At 60.7% G+C, this 20203-nt stretch carries 24 protein-coding genes and 1 pseudogene; 12 read left to right on the top strand and 13 right to left on the bottom strand.

All coding sequences use genetic code 11. From position 1 onward, the window contains the following. Window positions 1-15 precede the first annotated feature (15 nt). Window positions 16-961 (bottom strand): IS630 family transposase gene (locus GHK62_RS06380; protein ID WP_167528167.1). Its coding sequence is split into 2 segments (ribosomal slippage): window positions 16-621 and window positions 623-961, totalling 945 coding nucleotides; the frame shifts between segments, so codons are not numbered across the junction. A gap of 253 nt (window positions 962-1214) precedes the next feature. Then, complete coding sequence (locus GHK62_RS06385) at window positions 1215-1916, bottom strand: winged helix-turn-helix transcriptional regulator (protein ID WP_153437482.1); 702 nt, start codon at window positions 1914-1916, stop codon at window positions 1215-1217. Between the two features lie 272 nt (window positions 1917-2188). Here GHK62_RS06385 and GHK62_RS06390 point away from each other — a divergent pair, with 272 nt between their 5' ends. Further along, window positions 2189-2854, top strand: a complete 666-nt coding sequence (locus tag GHK62_RS06390; RefSeq protein WP_153437483.1) for a DUF1326 domain-containing protein — start codon at window positions 2189-2191, stop codon at window positions 2852-2854. A 24-nt stretch (window positions 2855-2878) separates the two neighbouring features. Beyond that, window positions 2879-3709 carry a DUF2182 domain-containing protein gene (locus GHK62_RS06395; RefSeq protein ID WP_153437484.1) on the top strand — a complete coding sequence of 277 codons (831 nt, stop codon included), beginning with the start codon at window positions 2879-2881 and terminating at the stop codon, window positions 3707-3709. Window positions 3710-3761: 52 nt separating this feature from the next. Here GHK62_RS06395 and GHK62_RS06400 read toward each other — a convergent pair whose 3' ends face one another. The 5 genes from GHK62_RS06400 to GHK62_RS06420 form a co-directional block, all read right to left on the bottom strand. Further along, window positions 3762-4967, bottom strand: coding sequence for an NAD(P)/FAD-dependent oxidoreductase (locus GHK62_RS06400; RefSeq protein WP_153437485.1), 1206 nt, complete (start codon window positions 4965-4967; stop codon window positions 3762-3764). A gap of 57 nt (window positions 4968-5024) precedes the next feature. Beyond that, entirely contained in the window at window positions 5025-5969 is a 945-nt protein-coding gene (locus GHK62_RS06405) for a substrate-binding domain-containing protein (RefSeq protein ID WP_153437486.1), read from the bottom strand. A gap of 178 nt (window positions 5970-6147) precedes the next feature. Then, entirely contained in the window at window positions 6148-6459 is a 312-nt protein-coding gene (locus GHK62_RS06410) for a Rieske (2Fe-2S) protein (protein WP_153437487.1), read from the bottom strand. After that, window positions 6456-7490 carry a sterol desaturase family protein gene (locus GHK62_RS06415; RefSeq protein ID WP_153437488.1) on the bottom strand — a complete coding sequence of 345 codons (1035 nt, stop codon included), beginning with the start codon at window positions 7488-7490 and terminating at the stop codon, window positions 6456-6458. Before GHK62_RS06415 ends, GHK62_RS06410 begins: the two co-directional genes overlap by 4 nt. 167 nt (window positions 7491-7657) lie before the next feature. After that, window positions 7658-8659 (bottom strand): LacI family DNA-binding transcriptional regulator, encoded by a 1002-nt coding sequence (locus GHK62_RS06420; RefSeq protein WP_184108828.1) that lies wholly within the window; start codon window positions 8657-8659, stop codon window positions 7658-7660. A gap of 353 nt (window positions 8660-9012) precedes the next feature. On the opposite strand from GHK62_RS06420, the gene GHK62_RS06425 reads away from it, so the two are divergent. Both GHK62_RS06425 and GHK62_RS06430 read left to right on the top strand, forming a co-directional pair. After that, entirely contained in the window at window positions 9013-9315 is a 303-nt protein-coding gene (locus tag GHK62_RS06425; RefSeq protein WP_153437489.1) for a YdhR family protein, read from the top strand. A gap of 354 nt (window positions 9316-9669) precedes the next feature. Next, a complete protein-coding gene (locus tag GHK62_RS06430; protein WP_153437490.1) occupies window positions 9670-11400 on the top strand; it encodes an adenylate/guanylate cyclase domain-containing protein in 1731 nt (576 codons plus the stop codon). Between the two features lie 2 nt (window positions 11401-11402). Here the strand turns inward: GHK62_RS06430 and GHK62_RS06435 are convergent, their stop codons facing one another. Next, window positions 11403-11582: a hypothetical protein gene (locus GHK62_RS06435; protein WP_153437491.1), complete on the bottom strand. Its 180-nt coding sequence runs from the start codon at window positions 11580-11582 to the stop codon at window positions 11403-11405. A 616-nt stretch (window positions 11583-12198) separates the two neighbouring features. Here GHK62_RS06435 and GHK62_RS06440 point away from each other — a divergent pair. After that, window positions 12199-12459: a hypothetical protein gene (locus tag GHK62_RS06440; protein WP_153437492.1), complete on the top strand. Its 261-nt coding sequence runs from the start codon at window positions 12199-12201 to the stop codon at window positions 12457-12459. Window positions 12460-12768: 309 nt separating this feature from the next. On the opposite strand, the gene GHK62_RS06445 is transcribed toward GHK62_RS06440, so the two are convergent. Next, window positions 12769-12966 (bottom strand): hypothetical protein, encoded by a 198-nt coding sequence (locus tag GHK62_RS06445; protein WP_153437493.1) that lies wholly within the window; start codon window positions 12964-12966, stop codon window positions 12769-12771. A gap of 903 nt (window positions 12967-13869) precedes the next feature. Here GHK62_RS06445 and GHK62_RS06450 point away from each other — a divergent pair. Together GHK62_RS06450 and GHK62_RS06455 are read left to right on the top strand one after the other, a co-directional pair. Next, on the top strand, window positions 13870-14028 hold the full coding sequence (locus tag GHK62_RS06450) for a hypothetical protein (protein ID WP_153437494.1): 159 nt from the start codon (window positions 13870-13872) through the stop codon (window positions 14026-14028). A 27-nt stretch (window positions 14029-14055) separates the two neighbouring features. Next, window positions 14056-14670, top strand: coding sequence for a hypothetical protein (locus tag GHK62_RS06455; RefSeq protein ID WP_153437495.1), 615 nt, complete (start codon window positions 14056-14058; stop codon window positions 14668-14670). 14 nt (window positions 14671-14684) lie between these two features. Here GHK62_RS06455 and GHK62_RS06460 read toward each other — a convergent pair whose 3' ends face one another. Then, complete coding sequence (locus tag GHK62_RS06460; RefSeq protein WP_153437496.1) at window positions 14685-15248, bottom strand: hypothetical protein; 564 nt, start codon at window positions 15246-15248, stop codon at window positions 14685-14687. Window positions 15249-15293: 45 nt separating this feature from the next. Between GHK62_RS06460 and GHK62_RS06465 the strand changes: the two genes are divergently transcribed. Further along, complete coding sequence (locus tag GHK62_RS06465) at window positions 15294-15698, top strand: hypothetical protein (protein ID WP_153437497.1); 405 nt, start codon at window positions 15294-15296, stop codon at window positions 15696-15698. Window positions 15699-15804: 106 nt separating this feature from the next. Here GHK62_RS06465 and GHK62_RS06470 read toward each other — a convergent pair whose 3' ends face one another. After that, window positions 15805-16209, bottom strand: coding sequence for a hypothetical protein (locus tag GHK62_RS06470; protein WP_153437498.1), 405 nt, complete (start codon window positions 16207-16209; stop codon window positions 15805-15807). 331 nt (window positions 16210-16540) lie between these two features. Here GHK62_RS06470 and GHK62_RS06475 point away from each other — a divergent pair, with 331 nt between their 5' ends. Next, window positions 16541-16696 carry a DUF3309 family protein gene (locus tag GHK62_RS06475; RefSeq protein ID WP_153437499.1) on the top strand — a complete coding sequence of 52 codons (156 nt, stop codon included), beginning with the start codon at window positions 16541-16543 and terminating at the stop codon, window positions 16694-16696. A gap of 26 nt (window positions 16697-16722) precedes the next feature. Here the strand turns inward: GHK62_RS06475 and GHK62_RS06480 are convergent, their stop codons facing one another. Together GHK62_RS06480 and GHK62_RS06485 are read right to left on the bottom strand one after the other, a co-directional pair. Next, entirely contained in the window at window positions 16723-17064 is a 342-nt protein-coding gene (locus GHK62_RS06480) for a GFA family protein (RefSeq protein WP_153437500.1), read from the bottom strand. Between the two features lie 696 nt (window positions 17065-17760). After that, window positions 17761-18006, bottom strand: a complete 246-nt coding sequence (locus GHK62_RS06485; protein ID WP_153437501.1) for a hypothetical protein — start codon at window positions 18004-18006, stop codon at window positions 17761-17763. Between the two features lie 75 nt (window positions 18007-18081). On the opposite strand from GHK62_RS06485, the gene GHK62_RS34115 reads away from it, so the two are divergent. The 3 genes and pseudogenes from GHK62_RS34115 (at window position 18082) to GHK62_RS34980 (ending at window position 19531) form a co-directional block, all read left to right on the top strand. Beyond that, on the top strand, window positions 18082-18345 hold the full coding sequence (locus tag GHK62_RS34115) for a hypothetical protein (protein WP_234886801.1): 264 nt from the start codon (window positions 18082-18084) through the stop codon (window positions 18343-18345). Then, a pseudogene (locus tag GHK62_RS34975) lies at window positions 18336-18901 on the top strand (terminase large subunit domain-containing protein); the annotation flags it as partial. The gene GHK62_RS34115 and the pseudogene GHK62_RS34975, both read left to right, overlap by 10 nt. Window positions 18902-19000: 99 nt before the next feature. Then, window positions 19001-19531 (top strand): phage terminase large subunit family protein, encoded by a 531-nt coding sequence (locus GHK62_RS34980; RefSeq protein ID WP_327791094.1) that lies wholly within the window; start codon window positions 19001-19003, stop codon window positions 19529-19531. Window positions 19532-20203 lie beyond the last annotated feature (672 nt).

Genomic DNA, 20203 nt, shown 5'->3' on the forward strand with positions numbered 1-20203 from the left:
TAGAGTCTGTCAGACCTACGTTGAAACGTATCCTGCATGCCTGAGATAGGCGGCGCATTCGTGCGGGCTGAACGCCTTGAGAGCTTCGCCGACGCGCCGCCATGTCGCCTCGACGCTACGCTCGTCGGCCTTGCGCAGCAGGGTCTTGAGTTTGGCGAACATCATCTCGATCGGATTGAGGTCGGGGCTGTAGGGCGGCAGGAAGAACAGATGGGCGCCGGCGTCGCGGATGGCGCTGCGCGCCGGCTTGCCCTTGTGGCTGCCGAGATTGTCGAGGATGACGATATCCCCGGGGTTGAGGGTTGGCGCCAGGCATTGCTCGACCCAGGCGGTGAAGGCAATGCCGTTGATCGGGCCGTCGAGCACGAAGGGTGCGACGATGCGGTCGTGACGCAGCCCGGCGAGGAAGGTCAGCGTCTTCCAATGGCCATGCGGTATTCTGGCGATCAGCGGCTGGCCGCGCTGACACCAGCCGCGGCTGCGCGTCATGTTGGTTTTGACCCAGGTTTCGTCAACGAACACCAGGCGGCGCGGATCAAGTCGATGTTGATGGGTCTTCCAGCGGCTTCGGAAGCGCGCCACCTTCGGCCTGTCCTGCTCGCTGGCGATCAGCGTTTTTTTTAAATGTCTTGCCTTCGCGGCGCAGAAACCGCCAAACGGTGTCATGCGAGACATCGATCCCGGCCGCCTTCAGATCGGCGGCAAGCGCCCGCACCGTCCAATCGGTTTTGGCCGCCAGTCGGCGGTGAACCTCATCGGCCGCCGCGCCCCGCAGCATGGGTTTGACATGGCCCCCCATCTTGGCCGGCGCCAAACCGCGGCCGGACCGGTCGAGCTGGCCGATCCGCACCGCCGTCGCCGCCGATATCCCAAAGCGCAAGGCGGCCGCCCGCACCGTCATGCCTCCGGCCAAAGCGGCGGCGACGCGCTGGCGTAAATCAAGAGAAAGAGGTCGCGCCATCATTGCTGGCCTCCTCACCAGCAATGATCTTGAATCACAATCCCAACAAAAAGGGAATCCTGTTTCGATTCAGCTTAACGCTGACCGACTCTAGAGCAGCAAATTCGGACGCAATGGCATGAGGCTCCCGCAGCGTAGGTCAAGCTCTTGACAATGACCGCTTCGGGGGCCAAGCCGAAGTTCGTGCAAGCGCCGCTGTTGTCGGCATTGCGCCATGCCCTGAGTCGCCACAACGATGAGCCCTGCCACACCGCTATGCAGAAACCAGCTTCTTTTCCGCCGCGAAAGGGCTCAGGCCAAGCCAGGTCTGCATCTGGCTCGCCACCTGACGATCGCCCGTGAGCACAAGCTTTCCATCGCCCATCGCCTGACGGACCGTCGTCAGTCCCATCCAGATCGCAGTCATGGTACGCAGGTCGGTGGTGACGTAGAGGTCGATATCGAAGCCGGGATCGACTGCGCAGAGATCCACCCCGGCGCCGGGCTCGACGAGAAGCCACCACCGCCGGCGAGCGGCAGGCAGTTCAGGATAGAGGAACTGAATCACGCAGCGCCGCGGCGGCAACGTCGTGGGATCGAGATTGCGGTGTATGTCCCACATCAATAGCGACGGATCGAGATGTTGCAGCGACACATCGGCCTCGAACCAGCGCTGGCCCCATATGCCCATCGTCTCGACCACCGGCTTCAAGTCCCGTCCGGCAGACGTCAGGTGATACTCAAGAATTCCCGGCTCGGTCTGCGAAGCAACGCGACGGACGATACCGGCGTCCTCGAGATCGCGCAGCCGCTTGATCAGGAGGGCCGGGGACATGCGCGGCACGCCTCGGCGCAGATCGTTGAAGCGCGTCGAGCCGGCCATCAGCTCACGCAGGAGCAGCATCGTCCAGCGTGTGCACAGCACCTCGGCAGCCAGGGCCACCGGACAGAACTGTCCATAGCTTGCCTGTGTCATGGTGAACCTCCTCCCCAAAGCGCGCCGCATTCGACTGGAGCCATGCGACGCAGTCTAGGTCTTTGTTTTAATGCATGTTTTTATCCTTAGATCGACTACGATCCAGAGAAACATGCAGTCGGTTCACCATACGCTACGGCAGGTGGGCTGTCCTGGCTAGTTCAGATTCTAAACCGGGGCGCTTCAGTTCCTGAACTAGAGCGCGCGACCTCTCTTGTGCGATCTCCGTAATCGTTGCGCCAATGTCGGCGCAAGGATGGGAGGATCCGGGAATGGGAGACCAATGGGTATTCAAGAGCGAAACCTACGATAACTGCAATTGCGCCATGAATTGCGGCTGCCAGTTCAATTTGCCAAGTACACATGGCTATTGCCAGTCCGCCTACACCGGCAACATCGTTGAAGGCCACTTCAACGACACGCCGCTAGCGGGCCTGACCTGGGCGGCGCTCTACAAGTGGCCCGGTGAAATCAAGGACGGAAACGGCCGGCGTCAGATCATCATCGACGAGCGTGCGGACAAGGCCCAACGGATCGCGCTTGAAACGATTATCTCGGGCGGGGCCTGCCCGCCCTTGAGCAATCTCTTCGCAGTCTTCGCCAGCACCTGTTCCGATTTTTGCGAAACGTTGTTCCTGCCGATCGATCTCAAGGCGGACTTCGATGCCCGAACCGCGAAGGTCAGGATCCCGGGCGTCTTGACGAGCAGCGCCAGCCCGAAAATCAACGAGTTCACGGGCGAGCCGTTCCACATCGCGCTGGCACGGCCGAGCGGCAGCTTCGAGTTCACCTACGCGGAACTCGGGCTCGGCACGACCACGGTCACCGGTGATATGGAAATGGCGTTCGAAGATTCATGGGCCGATTTTTGCGTTCACCACTTCAATCAGGATGGCCTGGTCCGGGAAAGATCAAGGCTCACGGCATGGCTCGGATAGTATCGAGCCAAAGGGCATAAAGAGATGTCGATCGATGCCGCCGTCGAGAGCGCGTTCAAGCGCGACAGGATTGTTGTCCTCACTGCACTTTCCACCGTCGTTGTGATCGCGTGGACATATGTTCTGGCCGGGGCGGGCATGGGTGTGTCAGCCCTCGGGACGATCTGCGTCACCCCGGGCAGAGCAGGCATGCCGATGATGACGCCCGCCGTCTGGGACATGAGCCACGCCGCGCTGATGTTCATCATGTGGTGGGTGATGATGGCCGCCATGATGCTCCCCTCGACGGCACCCGCGGTGCTTCTGTTCGGGGCGATGAGCCGCCGGCAAAAGGAAAAGGGCAATCCCTTTGTCCCAACCTCGCTCTTTGCCTCAGCCTACCTGATTGCCTGGGCGGGCTTCAGCGTTGTGGCAGTCGGTTTGCAGTGGGGCCTGGAGCGTTCGGCGCTATTGTCGCCGATGCTGGATAGTGCAAGCGCGACGCTCGACGGCACGCTGTTGCTGGCAGCGGGTATTTACCAACTGACCCCGCTCAAGCGAGCTTGCCTGCGCCAGTGTCGCTCTCCGCTGCATTTCATCCTCACCCATTGGCGCGGGGGAACGACCGGAGCGTTCCGCATGGGAATCGAGCAAGGTGCTTATTGCGTCGCCTGCTGCTGGTTCCTGATGGGGCTCCTGTTCTTCGGCGGCGTCATGAATCTCTTCTGGATGGTGGGTCTCATGACATTCGTTGTGCTGGAAAAGGTCCTTCCGATGGGCTCTCGGCTCGGCAAGCTTATCGGCGTAGCACTAATCGTATGGGGCGCGGCCGTGCTGGTGGGGGAGACGCCGCTTCGCTTCCTGGAGTTGGTGTGAGCTTGCCCTTGAGACGAAAGACAAGCTCAAGTGTTTCGAAACTTCAGGGGCATCAGGCCGCCCGCGGGCTTTTCAGAAGCGTCTTGAGGTTCAAGCCAGGGTCGGCCAATGCCACGGGGTCGGGGCTGACGCCTGCGGCAATCAACATCTCAGCCAGTTTGATCTCCTTGGCCAGGCTGTTGCCGAAGCCGAGGCCCGCCGCAGCCACGAGGCGTCCATCGTCCAGATAGAACTCGAGTTCGCCGGCCGCGGCTGAGCGCACGACGCGCTGATGCGCTGGCTGCGGCAGCCCCGCTACCTGCAAGCCAAGATCGTACTGGTCGGACCAGAACCACGGGATAGCGGCAAAGGTCTCGGCTGCACCGGCCATGTTTCGCGCTGCGGTTTCGGCCTGCGTCCTTGCGTTCCGCCAGCTTTCATAGCGAACATGCCCGCCACCTAGTTGCGCCACCGCCGCGCAATCGCCGGCAGCGAATATGTCGGGGGCGCTGGTACGAAGAAAGCTGTCCGCCAAGACACCGTTGCCGGTTGCCAGTCCTGCCGCCTCGGCCAGCGCGATATCGGGCAGTACGCCGATCGCCGCGACGACGACGTCGGCGGGCACATCGCTGCCATCGGCGAGCACAACAGCGTTATCCGTGATTTCGGCAACGCCCTGTCCGAAGTGGAAATGCACGCCTTCGTCCATATGCCTCGCATGCAGCTTTGCGGCAAAACGCTCGGGAACTGCACGTCCGAGCGGCTTCGGTGCCGCTTCGACAATGCTGACGGCGATGCCTTTTCCACGCAGGACTGCCGCGAGCTCCATTCCGATCAAACCGCCGCCAATGATCGCAACGCGCCTGCCGGCTTCTGCATGGGAGAAAACCATCTTCGCATCTGCATAGGTGCGGAAATCGAGCGCGTGGTCCGCTCCCGGGCATGTCAGGCGTCTCGGACGCGCGCCTATGGCGAGAAGCAGCTTTTCATACCTCAGCGCCCGCCCGTCGCCTAAGGTCACGGTTCCGGCGTCGGCATCGAGTTTCGAGGCCGACACTCCGGGCAAATAGTCGATGCCGGCCGCCGCCAGCGCTTCGGCTGCGCAGATCGGCTTCATCTGCACCGCACCGTCTCCCGGTTTCGACAGCGGCGGGCGCTCATAGGGCAGGTGAGGCTCGGCTCCGACCAGCGTGACCGATCCGGAATAGCCCGCTTCTCGCAGGGCGAATGCTGCTCGGGTGCCGCATTCCCCGGCACCGATGATGACGATACCGTCCATGTGCTCTCCAATCGTGAGAAGACCGGCGCAACCAGCAGGGGCGCCGGTCGGGGAGGATCAGTTCTGTTTGGCGTATTCGGCCATGTTCTTGGGCGTGACCAGTTCGAAGGGCACCCAGACCTCCTTGTCGACGCTCTTGCCGCGAGCGAGCGCCACGGCCGCATCCACGGCGCTCGCCGACTGTCCCCTGGCGTTCTGGAACACCGTCACATCGAGATCACCGGCGGCCATGGCGGCAAGGCCATCCTGCGTCGCATCGATGCCGACGACGATCACATCATCCATCGACATGCCCGCGGCCTTGAGCGCCTGGATCGCGCCGATCGCCATCTCGTCATTGTTGGCAAAGATCACATCGATCGGCTGTCCGGCTGTGACCCAGTTCGTGGTCAGATCCATCGCGTTGGTGCGCGTCCAAGCGGCGGACTGCTCGTCGGCGATGGTCACGCCCTTGCAATCACCTGCCGCCAGCGTTTCCTTGACCGACGACGTACGGTCACGCGAGGCCTGGTGGGCCAGATCTCCCATTAAGATGTAGACCTGCGCCTCGTCTGCCTTTCCCATTTCTTTCAGCAGTTCGCAGGCCGCCTCCGCACCGAGCCTTCCGGAGTCGATTTCCTTCGAACCGACATAAGCCTGCTTTTCCGGCAGCTTATCGATGTTTTCCGGCTCGAGATTGACGTAGACGAGGGGAATTCCAGCTTTCCGAGCCGCCTCGCTGATGCCGGGAGCGGCGGAGGTGTCCGTCAGGGTTATGATGATCCCATCCACGCCCGCAGCGATGAAGTTGTTCACCTGGTTGATCTGCTTGGAGATGTCGGTCTGCGCATCCTCGATCTGGAGAGTGACCCCGCCCACCTGGGACGCCCTTGCGTCGAGCCCCTGGCGCAGCAATGTCTGGAAGTTGTTGTCGAAACTCTGCATCGAAACGCCGATCGTCTCGGCCGATGCGGTACCAGCCATCAAGGCAGCCAGAACGGCCGCCGCAACAGTCGATTTCATTTCATCCTCCCTTCGGGGGTGCCGGACCACCCAGTTGCATCCCGGAGGCCCATCGGGCCCAATGTCGCGCAGCCTTAGAGCACCGTGCGTTCGAACGAACACACGCAGAACTCTCTAACTGTTTGATTTTATGGAGTTTTATTCGCTTCTATCGATTTCCGCCTGAAAGCGGGTCGTTCTAGTCCAGGGCCACGCGAACTTCTCCGTCCACCACCTCGGCCGGATAGGTTTTCAGGTTCTCGCAGGCGGGAAGCCTGAGCGCTTCGCCGGTGCGATAATCGAAGGCGCCGGAATGCTTGGGACATTCCACCTCGAAATCCATCACCAATCCGTCGGCGAGATGGATCGCCTCGTGTGTGCAGAGGCCGGCGGTGCAGTAGACACTGTCGTCTGGCCCGCGGTAGATCGCGTAGGTGCGCCCGCCATGGTCGAAGCGGATGGCTCCTTCCTGTTCGATGTCGTCAAGCTTGCAGGCAGAGATCCAGGTCATTGGGCGGTTCCCCCGAATTCGACGCGAGCCTTGCGGGCCGCGAGTTTTTCCTTGCGCTTGCGATAGCGTTCCTGCATCCGCGCCTCGCCTTCCGGAGAGCCGTCGTGCCAGGTGCCGAACCATTTATCGAGCGGGATCAGGGCGTCGCCGTAGTTCACCTCGAAGTATTTGTGGTGCAGGTAGTGCGCATAGGCATGGCTATCGATGAGCTTGTCCTCCCCGATCTCGACCTTGTCGAAGCCGACATGGCCGGGAATGGCTCCGAAGCCCGCATAGTGGAGCTGATAGAGCATGAGGATAGGGTTGGAGGGCAGGATCAGGTGATAGAACGCCGTTCCGAAGTAGAGCAGGTGCTCGACCGGATGCATCGACAGCGAAGACCAGGGCGAGGGGTTCACCGAATTGTGGTGGACCGAATGCACCCTCTTGTAGAGGAAGGGCGTGTGGATGAGCCGGTGGATGCAGAAGAAGTGGAACTCGTGAATGATCGGCACCACCAGCGCGACAACGGCAAGCGTCCACGGATTTTCCGTGAAGCTCAGCCAGGGCGCATAGCCGTTGGCATAGGCCCACAGCATGGCGACTTCGACCGCGGTCCAGACGGTCACGCCCGAGAGAAACGTGCGCAGAATATTGTCGACGCTCTGGCTCTCGAACCAGAATGCCTTGCTCTTCTGCTCGGCCGGGAACTTTCCGTTGTACTTGAAGCGGTTCTCCTGCCGCTTCAGGACATAGAGATGAAGCTCGAAAGCGCCGTAGAAGAAAAACACGCAAATCGCATTGACGGCGTAAAGCCAGGCGATCCAGCCGATGGCGAAAGTCTGCATCGTGTTGATCGTCGGAATCACCCATGCCCAGTAGGCCACCGCCGATGCCGCGAAGATCACGTTCCAGGGAAGGAAGTAGTGCGGCAGCCACTTCAGAATTGCCATCAACCGGGGCGGAAAGACGAACAGCGGCGCGGTTTCGACCGGCCGGTTCGGCGCCCAGTCGCCGCGCTTGTTGCGCGTTCCATATTGTAGGTCGTCCATTGCGCTCTCCCTGGGCGGTCGCGCCCGCACAGATTCTCTCGATCAAAGGAGAGCGCGTCGCGCGCCTGATCCGGTGTCGCTCCGTTTCGACGCTCCGTCTCTCCTCCCTGACTTGACAAATATCAGGAGGCTTTCTGAACACCGAAACCTTCCTTGATCAAATTAGATCAAAGCGCCTCGGCGGTGATGGTAACGAAGCGAATGGGAGCGCGATCCGGCTCGATCGCAGTCAAGCCGATGCGACGCAGGATCAAATCGAGCGCACGCTGGGCCTGCGCCTCGGGAGCCTGATCCAACACCACGTCCATGATGCCCTCTCGCAAGGCGGTGCTGGTGTAGTCGGTCAATTCGTGCCCGACGAACAACACGTCCCGGCCCCGGCGATGACGGCGCAGGACCTGGATCAGAGCGGAGTTTGCGCCTCCGGCGTTATAAAGCCCGACGAGATCCGGATACATTTCAAGCGCAAGGGACAATGACTCCGCGCTGTAGTGCTCTTCGTCGCGGCTGAAGCCGAGCCATTCAAAGGCGATGGGGCCGGGGTGTTCATGAAAGTAGTCCGAGAACCCGCGGATACGATCGCGGTGCACCTGATAGATCGGATGACACAGCCCAATGACCGGGCCCTCTGCCCGCGCCATGCGGGCTATGAAGTGAGCCGCCGTCCGTCCGGCGGCGTAATTGTCAATTCCGACGAATTCCCCCGTGCTCTCGGATGCTCGGGTTACGACATGGACGACCGGCACCCCTCGCGCAACCACCGCTTCCACGGCCGCACTGATCAGCGGGCTGTTGGGAACCGCAAGGATCAGACCGGCACGCGGCAGGTCGGTGGAAAGGATGCGCCTTGCGATCTCGTCCGGCTTCATCTCTTCGGTGAAGCTCCGGTGGACGATCACCAGAGGATCGAGGGTCGCGGCAATCCTCTCGAACGCCTTGGAGAGCCGTCGGTAGAAAGTGGTCTCGGGGCGAACCATCAGCACTTCGATACGCAGCAGTCCCCGATGAGCGTCGGGAAGCGTGCGCGGGTAGTTCAAAGTGCGCGCGGCAACGACGACCTTCTCGACCAGTTCCGGGCGAACGCCTCCGCGCCCGTTCAGGACCCGCTCGACCGTTGCGGTTCCCACTCCGGCCCGGCGGGCGATGTCCTGGTAATTCGGCTTGCTCACATTCTGGTCCCTCGGATGGGCTTTGCATGCTTTCCTAAAATCGTATCCGATTCAGGGGCAAAAACATGCAGCAATACGGCCGTCGGCGAGAGGGGCTGGTTCGGGCCAATTTGAGCGCGGGGGGTGGATGTCAAGCTCACCGGCGACGGAATGCTGGTCGAGTTCTCAAGCGTGGTGAACGCGGTGGCCTGCGCAATGGAAATCCAACGCAAGATGCGCAAGTGGAACGCCGATGTACCCTCGCCACGATGCCGCTTGAGGTGGTATCTTGAAGGGGCGCCAAACAAGGGGACGCGGAGGGTCGCTTGTGATCGTGTAACGCCTACTGCTACAGAGAATAGGGGAGGAAAGACATGTCGGCCAAAATTCTGCAAATCAACTACAAGCTCAACGGACCGAGGGCCGAGTACGAGAAAGAAAATCTGCCCTATGCTCAACCCATCGCGGACATACCTGGCCTGCGCTGGAAGGTCTGGATCATTAATGAGGCCCAAAGTGAAGCCGGCGGGATCTACCTGTTCGACGATGACGCCGCAGTGCAAGCCTTCGTCGACGGGCCAATTATTGCGGAGATGAAAGGTGACCCGACGTTGAGCATCAAGGCGTTTGACGTGATCGGGGAACTCACGTCCATCACGCGTGGCCCCGTGAAGTAGTATTCTCGGAAGTTAGGAGGCGCATGTGACAGTTGAGACAACGGGACGAAACGCCCCCCGCTGTCGCGCCTCGGACAGGAGCTGTAGGTCTGATTCCGGCCGTTACACACATTTCCCGGAATTGCTCTAATCCAGCATGACGACCGCTTCGACCTCGAAGAGCATCGGGTCAATTGCCAAGGTCGTTGTTCGCGGTCCTCAGACGGCGCTTTCAGGAAAGGGCTTGACTTCCTGCTCGATGGCCTCGCTCCCGGACAATGAACATCCTGCCGCCGCCAGACGCATTCGGTTGATAGACATTTCCAATGGACGTCCTACAATTCCACGGCACTGCGTTCTGCGAAGGCGTTTGACATGGCTGAGGAACGCGCCCAACGGCGTCTTGCCGCCATAATGGCTGCCGATGTGGTCGGTTACAGCCGCCTCGTCGAACTGGACGAGAGCGGCACGCTGGCAACGTTGAAGGAACGCCGCAAGCAGATCCTGGAACCGCTGGTACGCGAGAATAATGGCCGTGTCGTCAAGACGATGGGCGATGGAGTGCTGGTCGAGTTCGCAAGCGCGGTCAACGCCGTGACCTGTGCGATCGAATTCCAGCGGCGGATGCAGGCGGCAAACGAGGGACTTGCAGACGACCGGCAAATTCTTCTGAGAATTGGGATCAACCTAGGCGACGTCGTCGTCGAGAGCGGCGATCTCTACGGCGACGGCGTCATCATAGCCGCGCGGCTCGAGGCAATGGCCGGTCCGGGAGAGATCTTCGTCTCCAGCAGCATCTATGATCAGGTCCGCCGGCGGCTCTACTGCGAATTTGACGACCTTGGCCCGCACGCCATCAAGAACGTGGCCGAGCCGGTTTCCGTTTATCGCATCGAGACTTCGGCCTGGGGCCAGCATGGCGCCGCGAAGGCGCCGTTGCCGCTGCCGACCAAGCCTTCCATTGCCGTCCTGCCATTCACCAACATGAGCAACGATCCGGAGCAGGAGGTTTTTGTCGACGGCTTGACCGAAGACCTGATCACCGACCTCTCCAGGGCCAGCGGCCTGTTCGTCATCGCCAGCAATTCCGTTTTCGCCTACAAGGGCAGGCACACGGATGTGCGCCGCATTGCCCGCGAGCTTGGAGTTCGTTACGTGTTGGAAGGCAGCGCACGCCGTGCCGCCGGGCGGGTTCGCATCAATGCCCAGTTGATCGACGCCATGCAGGGGGACCACCTGTGGGCGGAGAGGTTCGACCGCGGGCTCGAGGACATTTTTGCCGTCCAGGACGAGGTGACGAGCAACATCGTCGAGGCGCTGGTCGGGCGATTGACGGCGACGCCGGCGCGAAACAGGCCGACGGACATGGAGGCCTATGATCTCTGCGTCCGGGCGCGTTCGCTCGGCCTGCAGACGGCCGGCGCCGCAAGGGAGGCGATCTTCCTGCTGCAGCGGGTAATCGCACGCGATCCGGACTATGCGGAGGCCCATCGGCTGCTGGCGCTCAACCTTTGGCTGAGCTGGGAATTCTGGGATCAGCCGATCGATCCCAACCGGCCGCGAGCCGTCGCGGAAGCGCAAAAAGCGGTCGCGCTCGACCCCAATGACGCCGGCAACCGCTGGGTGCTCGGCATCATCCTCGGCCATGAGCGCCGCTGGGAGGAATCGGATGCGGAGTTCGACCTTGCCCTGAGGCTCGATCCCAACCATGCCGACGCCTGGGCGATGCGGTCGGATCTGATCGTGCTCGCCGGGCGGCCCGGCGAAGCCATCGAGCACGTCCGAAAGGCCCTCCGGCTCAATCCTCACCCGCCTGGCTGGTATTATTGGATGCTGGGTCAGGCCCAGTATGCGAGCCGCGACTACGAGGCGGCGGTCCAGACATTGCGCCGCCCGGAAACCTACCGCGCGACCTCGCGCCGCCTGCTTGCGGCAAGCCTGGCGCGGCTCGGGCGGCTGGATGATGCGCGGACGGAGGCGCAGCTCTTCATGATGAACAACCCGAACTTCACGATACGGCAGTGGTCGGATTCGCAACCGTTCCGGGATGAAGAGCTCAGGCGGTATTTTATCGACGGTTATCGCCTGGCCGGTCTGCCGGAGTGAGGTCAGCCGCGTTGTTGCAAGAACTTCATCGCGGCGTGGGCGGCGGCTTGCGCTTGGAACTCGGAGGCAAATTGCCCCTCGGCCGGATAGGTCACGCCGCGGAAGGTGAGGACGAAGGCCCAGCGGCCGTTCAATCGCTTCTCGACCTTGATCGTGGCATCGGGCTTGTTGTCGGAGTTCAAAGCGGTTTCCTCGAAAGTTTTGTCGGGCAAGCCCGTTGGAGTGTAACTTGCGCATTCGCGAGTGAAAGGCAAGACGGGAAGGGCTGCATGCCGTCCACACATGTTGGAGCGTCATTGCCGCAGACGTTGGGGCACTGTCGATCAGATTTTCTTGCCTCGATTCGCCATTTTTTAAGAAGAAGCCGGCAAGTTACTCGAGATTTCTCAAGTCGACGTCGAGTTGAGGGATCATGTGGCAATTCAAAGCATTACAGCAGGCATTCGCGCGTCATGAGACGCTTGATGCTGTAAGGCGGTTCGGAGCACATGATGGGCTACGATTGGACCGGCGAGAGAACGCGCCGAATGAAAATGTTGCGCGCCTGCGCCTATGCGGTGCTCTGCGGTGCGATCGCCGCCTTTTTCGTTACGGCGGTTGTCAAATGAAGGGCGGTCGGCTGCAGCGCTGCGCGTCTCACTGAAAACATCCATCTGATTTCTTTTCTTCTTCGGGACGTCCTGCCTTGTGGGCGTGAAGAATTCCGTCGTAGCGGGTACGCCGGAGATGCTTCTGGAACCTTCTCCCCGCGTAGGCCGTTAAATTTGCTCGGCTCGTCGAAGAATGCGAGCGTTCGGCATGGATGTGCAGAAGGCAGGAATGGCCAGGCTGCTTTTGGCAGCCCCGGAGTTGAGGGACAGCGCTTGGATGATGCAGGATCTCGTGTTTCTGCATCTATGCGAGGTATACGAGCACGCGTGCCTCCAACGCGATGTTCTGCGATGCGCTTCCGACAAAGACGATGAAAGCTTGCTCCAGTTCGAGGCAAAGTGCAGAGCTCTGGAAGTTGCTGCAATCGCCTACATCCGCGAGCAGCGGAAGTTTTCGGGCATTGTCTGATCGGCGACTTCGATCAGGGGATCAACGTCGCGACCATGAACGCCGCAACCAGCGCGCACGCGGCAATCACCACGACCCACTCGACCATCCTCGCACGCGGGACAGGGACCATCGGCAGTCCTCCGCTTTGAAACTGCGCAATTCCCGGACGGAAAACCGTTACGCACTTTTCCTGGAATTGCTCTGTTCAGGCTGGCAGGGAAACGTTCAGCGAGGATAAAGGTTCATGTCACGCCGCGATGCCGCCGGAAATACGCGTGACGTTTCCGGCGACATTGCTGTGGATTCAGGAGACTACGGATGCGGGGCCTATTCCACCGCGTGGACTGGGCCGAAGCGTTCCATGATGAACGAGGTCTGGACGGCGGGGCCCTGGAGGCGGTCGGTCTTTTCGAGTTTTACCGTCGGCATTTCGGCTGGCTGCGTGTGCTGCTGCCAGGAGGTGGTGAGAAACAGGCCAGCGCCGGCAACAAATCCGATGGCAACATAGATCCAGTGATTACGCATGACTGAAGCTCCTTCTGTCGGAAGGCAAATGCGTGAGGGCTTGTCTGGTTCCCCGGTATCGGTCCGGGAGCCAAGGGTTGATCAAAGTCTAAAAAATAAGTGCCGCACCGTCATTTCTTGCTGTTACAGTATAAATATTTGTCGGCTTGCCGGTTTTTCTAGCCTCGCTCACGTCTTTTTTACCGGCAGGTCGGGGCAATGGTTTTTCCCTCGGCGTGCGCGACAGCCAACCACCGGCCTTACGGCGCGATGATCATTCGTCTCTCGCTTTGCTTGCGGAAATGCCACCAATACAATCATGCCCAAGCCCCTTGAGCATCGACCCGTTTCGATTGAAGCAGAGGGCTCTGTCTTATGCAAGGAAATTATAATATACGTTTGTATAGCAAGGGCTTGGGCCGGATTTTGCAGGCGGGTGCCGTGGGCGATTGTGTCGGTGGTGCGGGCGGGTTGGGCAACGGGCGGCTTCCGGAAGGTGGGTTACAAGTAGCCAAAATGCTGTCGCTAAATCGGCGATCGGAAGCTTTTCGTTTTGCCCGCTCTTGCGGTCCGCGGGTGAATTGGATTATTCCATAAATCAAGGATAGGAATTTTGTCCTGATGCGACGGCTGCTTTTGGCAGCCGTTTCGATTTCTGAGCTTATCAAACCATCGTCAAACAACGGATTACGGCAGCCGCCGCGCGTCTCACGATGCGGCGCGGCGCCGTATGCGGCCGGTGATGCGCCTTGATGGAACAGCGACCTTGAGGCGTCCGAGAGGATGCGCGGCGCTGCGGCCTTGGCAGCGTCACCGGCCGCCCCCGCAGCCGCCCGACCGAACGCAAGGCGCAAGACGCTTGAACGACGTTGACACAGAGGCGCAACGCGACGGCCGGGCGGGCTGCGGAGGGCGGAAATCGAAATGCTACCGCAAATCCTCCAATTCGGCGAAGAGCGTGCCGAATTCGACGCGGCCTTTGTTCGCGACCGCGTCGGGGAACTGGAAATAGAGCTGCTCGGCGAGGGGCAAACCTCCGCCGACGAGAACTTCTTCGGTCTTGCGACGGTCGGGCGAGCGTAACAGCCAAAACGCACCAAGGAGATGCTCATGAGCGACCGGACATTCCCTTTGAGGAAAAATACTACTGCCGGAAATATTCAGCGGCAAACGCTACTCGCGCCAAGCCCTGGATACATCAGTCCGGAGGATGCGAGAGCTTATGCAGAAAGCCTGCTTGAAAGTGCCTTGTATGGACCAAGCTCCTATTTGCCAGAAGGGACCAGGAAATCGCTCGGCGCGCTTTCCGGCGACAAAAGGGAACACTTCGGCACTTTACCACCAGGGCCGCGAAAAGGCTTAAGCGGGATGCAGAAGAATCTTGAAGACGCAAAAATCGAGCTGACCTATCTCATACCTAAGATTACCAACCCGGATGGAGCTTCCGTCTTGTCCAGCATTCAGGCTATGCGGGAGAAACTCGATGACGACGAGAAACGGAGATTTTACGAAGATCCTTATGTGAGGGAACCGAACATTGAAGAAGGCTCGCTGGCTCAACGGCGCCTCGAAAGGTCTGGCCGGGGAGCGGAGCGCAAGATACCGTATTCGCCTACGGGTGATTATCCTTGGGTTGACGCAGAGAACCGCAAGATCGGCGCTCAGAAGCTATCGAGGATGTTTGGAACCACCTTGCTGGAAGCGCTTAGAACGTGGCGAGAGTGATGTCCGCCGGATTATCAAAGGTCCTGGACTCCCTCTGTACCGCTTACTCGCTGGCGACGTTCGTTGGCCCGCGGGTCCTGGTATTCGATGTAGATCTTTCCGAACTCGACCTTGCCCCGGAGAGCTAAATACCGAGGCAGTTTATAGTAAAGGGTTTCGATATGGAGTTTGCCCTCCACCCGTACTGGCACTTGATATGACTTGTCGGCAAAAAGACAACAATAGGCCGGCTCCTCCGGATCCCCGTGCACGCTGAGGTAATAGTAGTTGCTGGAAGCGCCGCTGATAGTGACCTCATGCTTTCCGACCTTTATGGTGCAGTAATAACTAGAGCCGCACCTGCCGGTTGCTTGCGAATAGTTTCCATCGAATTTTTCGATCCATATTCTGACTTGATAGGATGGGTCATCTAACTTTTCCTTGGCGGCAAGAACTGTGGCCGATATGGCGAGCAGGAATACAGTAACGAAACTGCGCATGGTATCTCTCGAGGTCGCTATTGCACTGCAATTCAAACTGATTCGCGATTCTGGCGCAATTGTGGGTAGCGAAACGGGAATCGTTGCACGCTCAATCATGGGAACTTCCGGCGGGTGGAGACAAATACAAGGGAGGCGGTGCAGATGATCGACGACGATGTCTCGAGCACGCCCTCGGGCGAAGCGGGCGACGAGCCTAGCGCCGGTATGGCGGGGGTGACGAAGGGCTCGCGCACGCGGCTCGGCGGGGCCTTCCTCGAAGCGGTGCAGGCGGACTTCGAGGCGCATGGCGTCGACGTGATCGCGCGGCTGCGCGAGGAGAAGCCGGAATCCTATCTGAAGCTCCTGGCCTCGATCTTGCCCAAGGATCTTTCGGCGAATGCCAACGCGCTGGACGAGCTGACGGATGAGGAGCTTGTCCGGCGCATCCGGATGCTCGATCAGACGATCCGGCCGCTGATCGAGGCGCCGGCGAAGAGCAGGACGGCGCGGAAGTCCGTACGGACGCGGCGGCCGGCGGGACGGCGTTCCGGACCGGAGCAGGGCTGAGTCCTGCAGCAATTCAAAGTGTTGTGGCGAGTTTTGAATGTATGGAAGACGTATGCCGCCGCAGGTTGGGCAAGAATGAGGTGGAAGCCACCTCATCCCGATTGCATCAGCGCGCCCGTGAGACGCCGGCGGGAACTGCGGCCTCGCTGCCCGAGAAGATGATGACTGCGAACATCAGTACGCCGGCGAAGGCGATAAGCGAGGAAATGGCGACGATCGGTTCCATCGCTGTGTTTCCGGAAAGCATGAGATAAAGCGACGGGATCAGCACGGCGACGCCGAACGTGTAGACGACGTACTGGATCACCGCCAGGCGCTTCTCGGCCTTGCGTGGGTTGAGTGCGTGGTAAACGCCGAAGAGCGCCATGGTGACCCAGCCGAGCAGGTTGGCGTGGGCATGGGCGCCGGTCGGCGCGTGGTTGCCTGAAATCGACATGTGAAGGCCGATCGAGATGCCGGCAATCAGGAAAATGATGGCGGTCTTGAAGTAAAGATTTGCGATACGTGGCATTGGTTCTCCCCCTCTGTAGCCGTAGGAAATCTAGCATGTTCTCAAGAAGCTGAGAACAAATGCATACAAGGATCTTTGGCGCGCCGGCGCTGTTACCAATGATACAGTCGAAATATTGGCGGGGACAGCGGCGCGGCGCAGAATTATCCTCTGAGACGTGAGGTTTAGCGGTCGGCCGACGCAGTCTCATCGGAACTTATTGCGGTTATGGGCATTCGGTAGGAATGACAAACCATCCGCGGCGGCGCGCACGCGCCAATGTCACAGTGGCAGCTTGTAATTGCTGCGTAATTCCATCCGCGGATCGAATTATGCGGCGGAGGATCGCAATATGCTTGGAACCGTACTTCTCGTTATTTTGATCCTGCTCCTGATCGGCGCGTTTCCCTCCTGGCCCTATTCGAGCGGCTGGGGCTACGGCCCTTCCGGCATTCTCGGCGTCCTGGTGGTCGTGCTGGTGGTCCTGCTGTTAATGGGCAGGATCTGAGCAACCTCGCGGGGTGGATGGTGCTGTTACCAGCTTGCACCATCGATCAATCGGTGCGGGATTTCCTCCCAGACGGCGCGGTCGAACATCCGCATGTTGACCCCCATGCGCGAGGCGTTGCGCCCGCGCGGCGACCAATGCGTCGTGCAGCCGCAGCGGCCGCAATGATGCATCGTGAGTGTTGCGTCGCCCTGGACATAGCCGACGAGCGTTTTCTGTTCGTCGATGACGGTGACGTCGCTCGCAGGATAATAGCCCCAGAGGGCGCCGAGCCGGCTGCAGATCGAGCAGTTGCAATCGCCAAGCGTCTCGGGGCGGATGGGAACGGTGATGCGCACCGACCTGCAATGGCAATGACCTTCTATCATGGGGCGTGCCTCCTTCAGTAAGCCGGCTCGCTTCAAGCATTGGCCAGCGCGGACGGAAGCGCAAGGGTGGAAACCGGCCGGAGGCGGAACCGAGACCGCAACCCAGGCGTTTCCAGGGCAAGTACGAAGGCCCAGCGCGGCCTGCTGCATGAGGACAAAATCATGCAGCAGATGAAAGTGTCACAGCTTTTGCGCGTCCGATCGGACGTGTAGAGCGCCGCGAGACGCGCAGGCAACCGCGTCAGCCCCATCCAGTCGGGCCTTCCCGGACGGGGCAATTCACTTCATCTGGAGATCGACGAGGTTATCTCAGTCGACACCGCCGGGACGGCTGGTGTGCGATTTTGGGCCAAGGCGACATGAAGAACCGCGGACACGGCAATGGAGAAGGTGAGAGCAGCTATCGAAGCGCCAAGACCAGTTTTGACCATCTCCATCCCCTTTCAAGCGCGTTGTTGTCGTCCGTCTCTTCAGAGCGTGGGATGACGTTAATCATGTGGCGCCGATTGAGATGTTCCCCCGGTAACGTGAAATACGGTTAACGGCCGGTTTATGGCGGCAGTCGCGCGTCGAACTGGCGTGCCTCGTGCGTCTGATAAGACGCGCGTGGCGGCCATAGTGCGGTTGTTATTGCAGTGGCGGGATTGCCGGCCGTGGGGCGGCCGAGCGATTTTCGCGACAGTTCAAGCTCTCGGCTTATTTGGTGGTGATGCCGTGGGCGGGAGCGCCTTCATTCGACCAGCAGGAGCAGGGTTCGCCGGCCGGACCGGTGCCGTAGTAGCACTGCGTCTGGGGGGTCTTGCATAGGCGCGGCGAATTATCGACGACAGCGGCGGCTATCTTGGAACGGCGCGCGGGTGCGGGCGCCTCCGCGGTCTCGGTGCACGAGGACGCCAGCGCCGAGAGGCAGAGCGTAATCAATAGCGTACGGCTGATTCTCATGCGGTGGAATTTCCACGACTTCTCGCCAAAGGCAAGAGCCAAAGATGGAACAATGCGCGAACCGGCGGAGAAAAAATGCCAAATCGATCGACCGGGCCTGCAGCGGCGATGGCTGGCGCCTCCGCGCGGCCGCGCGATCTGCGCGCGTTGCTCAAGGAACAGGCGGTGCTTATGGCCGAGCTCGACCGGCGGCGGCGCACCAATATTCTCGCCGGTTACCGGCCCTATGCGAAGCAACGTTCCATGATGCGGGTGCCGCGGTGCGCGAACGGCTGTTCATGGCCGGCAATCAACTGGGCAAGACGCTTGCCGGCGCGGCGGAGGCGGCGATGCACCTGACAGGGCGCTACCGGACTGGTGGCGGGGCCGGCGGTTCGACCGACCGGTCGTACTGCTGGCGGGCTCGGAATCCTACGAGCTGACTCGCGACGGCGTGCAGCGGCTGCTGATCGGTCCGCCGCTCAACGAGGAGGATTGGGGCACCGGCTTCATTCCGAAGGCGGCAATCCAGGCGACCACGCGGCGTTCCGGCGCGTCCGGCGCGCTCGACAGCGTGACGGTGCGCCATGTCACGGGAGGCGCCTCGACGCTACTCTTCAAGGCCTACGAGCAGGGGCGCGGTAAGTGGCAGGCCAATACGGTCGACTATGTGTGGTTCGACGAGGAGCCGCCGGAGGATGTCTATTTCGAGGGGATCACCCGCACCAATGCGACGCGCGGTGCGGTCGCCGTCACGTTCACACCGCTCAAAGGGTTAAGCAGCGTCGTGGCGCGGTATCTGATGGAACAGTCGCCGGATCGCGAGGTCATCACCATGACGATCGAGGATGCGGAACACTATACGGCGGAGGAGCGGCAGCGGATCATCGACAGCTATCCGGCGCATGAACGGGAGGCCCGCACAAAGGGCGTCCCTGCACTCGGTTCGGGGCGCATCTTTCCGGTGGCGGAGGAGGCGATCCGCGTCGATCCGTTCGAGATCCCGAAGCACTGGGTGCAGATCGGCGGGCTCGATTTCGGCTGGGACCACCCCTTCGCCGCCACGGCCTGCGCGTGGGACCGGGACGCCGACGTCTTCTATGTGACGAAGACCTATCGCGAGCGCGAGGCGACGCCGATCATCCACGCGGCGGCGATAAAACCCTGGGGGACGTGGCTGCCCTTTGCCTGGCCACATGACGGCCTGCAGCACGACAAGGGCAGCGGCGAACAGCTTGCCGCGCAATATCGCGCGCAGGGATTGGCGCTGCTTGCCGAGCGGGCGACCTTCGACGACGGCACCAACGGCGTGGAGGCGGGGCTATCGGATATGCTGCAGCGGATGCAGACCGGGCGCTGGAAGGTGTTTACCACGCTGACCGACTGGTTTGAGGAATTCCGCCTCTACCACCGCAAGGACGGCCGTGTCGTCAAGGAACGCGACGACCTTCTCTCCGCCTCGCGTTACGCGCTGATGATGAAGCGGTTCGCGAGGGTGAGGGCGGATGCCGCGGCGTGGAAGTTCACGGATCGGAAGGTTGTTTGAGGATGTCGTTTAGACGCCTGGCTCCGTTCGTCTTGCGCGCATTTGTCTCACCGAACGTCGGGTGGCCGTTTCTGTCGGCGCAAGGGCGCCGCGCAGCGCGAGCCCGTGCGGCTTTTCTTGTTTGAAGGCAGCGACGAGTTCGCGCCGAAGGCCATCGCCGCGTTGCGAGCGCGATGCTGTGGAGTGCGAGGAGGGATCTCATGGCTGCCTCCATTGATTGATGGAGCATGTTGATCCGGCGATGTCATCGAAGCCACCCGTTTCCCGCGCTGGCCGAGGCAGGTGCGCCACTTGCGTGGTTCTGGCAGTGCGCTGGCGATCGTCGCCTCTGCCGCTTGCGTCCTGCTGCTGCTTCTCCTCATTGCCGAATAGGCACTGCCCGGAGGAGGTAAACCTGCCTTCTGCCCAGCGGATGAGGCTTAGCCCACAGGGGGTAGATGTCCATGCTTCGTTCCCGAAGCGTTCTCCGGTGTTCGTAATTACTTGAGCCGTTGTTTGCATAAGTGGCGTGGGGGCGCAGGCAGCCGGATCGAGTTTGCCGCAGGGAAACGAGCCGGCACTTGAAGCAAAGTTCCGAACGGAAACCGCTCCACACTTTCTCTGGAATTGCTTTTGACGCTACGCAATTCCGAACGGAAACCGCTCCACACTTTCTCTGGAATTGCTTTAGAA

The sequence above is a fragment of the Sinorhizobium terangae genome, assembly GCF_009601505.1.
Lineage (GTDB): Bacteria > Pseudomonadota > Alphaproteobacteria > Rhizobiales > Rhizobiaceae > Sinorhizobium > Sinorhizobium terangae.